Origin of the sequence: Amycolatopsis rhizosphaerae (genome assembly GCF_007713715.1) — a bacterium.
In the GTDB taxonomy this organism is placed as follows: Bacteria; Actinomycetota; Actinomycetes; order Mycobacteriales; family Pseudonocardiaceae; genus Amycolatopsis_E; species Amycolatopsis_E rhizosphaerae.
The window spans coordinates 1-4,276 of the sequence record NZ_VJWX01000581.1 but is presented as its reverse complement, the minus strand read 5'-3'; the positions used below and the strand labels follow the sequence as shown (position 1 = coordinate 4,276).

The following is a 4,276-nucleotide window of genomic DNA, read 5'->3' as shown; positions in this document are numbered from 1 at the left end:
CGACCGCCCCGATCAGCAGGCAGATCGCCCCGAGCAGCCCCAGCGCGACCGGCTTGACCCGCCGGCCGAACAGCACCTCGGGCAGGGACAGCAGAGCGCCGCGCTGACGCTCCTCGTCCTCGTCTTCGTCTCCGCCCGGGGACAGCGCCGGACCGCCCAGTACCGCGGCGGCCGACGGATCGCGCCACGGATCACCGGCAGACGACCACAGCGGGGGTTCCGGCTGCTCCACCGGCCGTCCGCCCGGGTCGCCGTCGGGGCGCTGCAGGAGCACGTTCTCGGCACCGGGCGGGCGTCCGAAGGCCTCGGCCAGCGATTCCGGGGCCGGAGGCCGGGCGACGATGGGGCTGCCGTTGCGGGAAGCGGGTGCGTAAAGCTTGTCGAAGGCGCCCTCGACGCCGCGCGGGCGGCCGAAGGCCACGGCCTGCACGGGATCGACCGCGGGGCGGTCCAGCGGCCGGGGTGCGAGCCGCGGCTCGCGCGGCGCGCCGGAGTTGTCCTCTGGCGTGTTCGGCTGGCTCATCGTTCCCCGGGATAGACGGTTGAAGACTCGGCGCGACCATACGCCACCACCGATTGTCCCGTCGGGCTGGTGAAACGCGCGTCAGCGAGCGTGCAGGGCCGGGCACGCCGAAATGGTGGTCGTGACGGGGGTGGCGTGCTGCTGACCACCCATCTGTGCGCGCAGCACTCCCGGGTTGGGGCCGGGCTGCGGATTCACCTGAGCGGTACTCCCGCCGCCACCGGAAGTGGCGACCAGGGCGAGCGCACTGAGCACGATCCCCGACACCACCACGCCCGCACCCTGCGCGGCTCGCCGCCGCACCGTGGAACGCTGGGAACCGAGCACCGAGGAACCGCTGCCGAGCGGGGTCGACGAGCCCAGCGGGGCGCCCGAACCCAGTGCGGTCTGCATGTCCCGCAAGCCGGCGACCCGGTCGGGCCGCTGGATCGCGACGAGTTGACCGTCCTCGGTCACCGCCAGGTTGTCGGGGGTGGTGGGCAGGTCGGTGTGCTCCGGAATCGCCCGCAGGCTCGCCAGGAAACCGGCGGACATGCTGGGCGCGCTCGCGCGCTTGACCGCCGCCCGGGCCTGCCGCTGGGCCGCCACGTCGGCCGCGCAGCCCGGGCATCGGGTGATGTGCGAAGCGGCCCGGTCCCTGGCACCCAGCGACAGCTCACCGTCGACGAAGGCGACGATCGCGTCGGGCAGAAGATGCGACTCGGGAAGCAGACTCCAACCTCGCGGATCGCTCATACCGAAGCCTCCACGGATTCCCCGGTCAGCGCGCGGCGGCGCTCCAACGAGGCACGCAGCGCCTGCCGGCCACGGTGGATCCGGCTGCGCACCGTACCCAGCTTGACGCCGAGCGTCGCGCCGATCTCCTCGTACGACAGACCTTCGACATCACAGAGCACGACCGCGGCCCGGAACTCCGGCGGCAGTTCGTCCAGCGCCGCCTGCAGGTCCGGGTCGAGGTGGGTGTCGCTGTAGACCTGCTCGGGGCTCGGGTCGTCGCCCACGATGCGGTCGGTGTCCTCGGGCAGGCCCTCCATCCGCACGCGGGCGCGGCGGCGGGCCATGTCGAGGAAGAGGTTGGTGGTGATGCGGTGCAGCCAGCCCTCGAAGGTGCCGGGCTTGTACGCCGCGAGGGAGCGGAAGACCCGGATGAAGGTCTCCTGGGTCAGGTCCTCGGCGTCGTGGGAGTTGCCGGTGAGGCGGTATGCCAGCCGGTAGACCCGGTCGGCGTGCTCCCGCACGACCTCGTCCCAGGACGGCGGCGTCCACGAGGACTCGTCCACGGTCACCGGGCGGGCCTCGGTGGCGAGCTGCTCGTTCGTCGGGGTCGTCTGCATCGTCGGGGAAGGCACCTCCATCAGGCTGTTCTCCCTACTGTTTGCTCCAACGCGGATACTCCGCGCGGTGTTCCCGTCTCCTGGGTCCCAGCTTGGCCGGTCTACTTAGGTGGGTGGTGAGACCGGTCTAAGAGATGCCTGAGAGAACTGTTGCACGTCTTGCACGATTTCCATCCCGGCCGCCGCTAATCTTTGCCGGTGACCTCCGAGACGCACGCGGGTGTCGGTGACAGCGTCGCTAACCACGTCGAGAGCTACCTGCCCGACGAGCGCAACGACACCGCCCTGCTCCTCGCCCGTACCCGGGCGGAGGAGTTCGGCTGCGCGCCACTCGGAGCACTGGCCGGGGCCGCGCTGTGTTTCCTGGCGACGAGCCTGCGTGCGCGGGCGGTCGTGGAGATCGGCACCGGCACCGGGGTCAGCGGCCTCTACCTGCTGCGTGGCATGGCGCCCGAGGGCGTGCTGACCTCGATCGACATCGAGCCGGAGTACCACCGGGTGGCCCGCAAGACCTTCGTCGAGGCAGGCTTCCCGCCCGGACGTACCCGCCTGATCATGGGCAGGGCACTGGACGTGCTGCCCCGGCTGACCAGTGGCGGTTACGACCTGCTGTTCGTCGACGCCGCCCGCACCGAGTACCCGGGCTACTACGAACTCGGGGTCGATTTGCTGCGCCCCGGCGGGGTACTCGCCTTCCACGGGGTGCTGCCGCCCCGGGCCGACCCGTCACGGCGTGATCCCGGCGCGCTGGCGGCTCGCGAACTGGCCCGCGCCCTTCGCGAGGACGACCGGCTGGTGCCCTGTTTACTCCCGGTCGGCGGCGGGCTGCTCGTCGCGGCGGTGCGAGCCTGACAAAGACGCTGGGAGGTGGGCGCCGAGATGCGGGAAGCCGTGATCGAAGCCGCTCGCTTCCTGGTCGGCCACAGCGGTGAACCGATCACCCTCGGCGACGTGGCCGATCACGTCGGCTACAGCCCCTTCCACCTGTCCAGGTCCTTCGAGCGGCTGCTCGGGCAGCCACCGGGACAGTTTCTCGCCGCGCACAGGTTCCAGCGGGCGAAGCGGCTGCTGCTGTCGACCGACGAGCGGGTCGTCGACGTGTGCCACGAGGTGGGGTTCACCTCGGTGGGCACCTTCACCAAGCGGTTCACCGCGGTCGTGGGGCATTCGCCGGTGGAGTTCCGGCGGCTTCCGGACGTGCTCGCGGACTTCCCACCCCGGCCGGTGATCGTGCCGGGCGCCGACCGCGACGGCGGTGTGGTGACCGGAAGCGCCCGGTTGACACCGGCCGCGAGGGCGCTGTTGAGCGGCGCGGCGGCGGTGTACGTGGGGCTGTTCCCGAGGCGGTCGGCCCGGGGATGCCCGGTGAGCGGGACACTGCTGGGCGAGTCGGCGGGCTTCCTGCTCACCGCGGTGCCGCCGGGCACGTACTGGCTACTGGCCTCGGCACTGCCCGCCGCGGGCGGCGCGCTGGACCAGTTGGTGCCCGGGCGGATCGTGGCGGGTATGGCGGCGGAGCCGGTGCTGGTGACCAGGCAGGCCCCGCTGCACCACCGCGACGTGTGGCTCGACGTGCACGCGGACTGGACGGTGCCGGTGCTGGTCGCCCTGCCCCCGCTGGCCTCGGCCAGGACGCGCCGCACCGGCCCCCCGGTCCCCATGCCCTGAGCCGGTTCGCACCCTCGTCACGGGCTGCACCGGGGTTACGCGGGGCTGGGCACCGCGGCGGTCCGGCGTGCGGCGGCCATGGCGACCACGGCGGTCGCGAGCACCAGCCAGCCGACGGTGGTGAAGGCGAGCCAGCCCCACCCCGCGCCCGCGTAGATCACGCTGCCCGCCGTGCCGCCCACGCTGCTGCCCAGGTAGTACATGAGCGTGTACAGGCCCGAGGCCTGACCGCGGGCGCCTTCGGGGGCCTCGGCCGCGGTCCAGCCGTTGGCCACCGCGTGCGCGGCGAAGAACCCGCCCGTCAGCACGAGGAATCCCAGCACGACCAGTACCAGCGAATCCGGCACGGTCAGCGCGATACCCGCCGCGGTGAGGAGGAGCGCGCCCACCGCCGACCGCGTGCGGCCGAAGCGGCCGACCAGCCTGCCCACGGTCGCCGAGGAGACGGAGCCGATCGCATAGGACAGAAACACCAGTGACGCGATCGCGGGCGAGAGGTCGAGCGGACGGCCGGTGAGCCGGAATCCCGCGGCGTTGTACATCGCGACGAACGCCCCCATGGCCAGCAGCGCGACCGTGTACTGCGCGAGCAGGACCGGTTTGCCCAGTGCCGCCCCCAGCCCGTCCAGCACGGTCCATAACCGGGATGGCACCGCGGTGACGGGAGCAAGGGATGTTTGCTCCAGTTTTTCCGTAGCAAACGTTCCTTGCTGCCGAACCCCCGGCAAAGTCAGCACGGTGAGTAGCGAGA

General features: G+C 72.0%; 5 protein-coding genes and 1 pseudogene. 2 read left to right on the top strand and 4 right to left on the bottom strand.

The window, feature by feature from the left end; all coding sequences use genetic code 11:
• From FNH05_RS33575 to sigE, 3 genes and pseudogenes are all read right to left on the bottom strand, one after another.
• Window positions 1–523 (bottom strand): annotated as a pseudogene (locus FNH05_RS33575) (serine protease); the annotation flags it as partial.
• Window positions 524–604: 81 nt separating this feature from the next.
• Entirely contained in the window at window positions 605–1,258 is a 654-nt protein-coding gene (locus FNH05_RS33570; RefSeq protein ID WP_144592878.1) for a zf-HC2 domain-containing protein, read from the bottom strand.
• Window positions 1,255–1,878 (bottom strand): RNA polymerase sigma factor SigE, encoded by a 624-nt coding sequence (gene sigE / locus FNH05_RS33565; protein ID WP_144592877.1) that lies wholly within the window; start codon window positions 1,876–1,878, stop codon window positions 1,255–1,257. The genes FNH05_RS33570 and sigE overlap by 4 nt, the downstream gene beginning before the upstream one ends.
• A gap of 177 nt (window positions 1,879–2,055) precedes the next feature.
• Between sigE and FNH05_RS33560 the strand changes: the two genes are divergently transcribed.
• Window positions 2,056–2,709 carry an O-methyltransferase gene (locus FNH05_RS33560; protein ID WP_144592876.1) on the top strand — a complete coding sequence of 218 codons (654 nt, stop codon included), beginning with the start codon at window positions 2,056–2,058 and terminating at the stop codon, window positions 2,707–2,709.
• Window positions 2,710–2,736: 27 nt separating this feature from the next.
• Window positions 2,737–3,525, top strand: a complete 789-nt coding sequence (locus FNH05_RS33555; protein WP_144592875.1) for a helix-turn-helix transcriptional regulator — start codon at window positions 2,737–2,739, stop codon at window positions 3,523–3,525.
• Between the two features lie 35 nt (window positions 3,526–3,560).
• Here the strand turns inward: FNH05_RS33555 and FNH05_RS33550 are convergent.
• Window positions 3,561–4,276, bottom strand: a 716-nt coding sequence (locus FNH05_RS33550; RefSeq protein ID WP_144592874.1) for an MFS transporter, incomplete at its 5' end; no start/stop codon positions are given.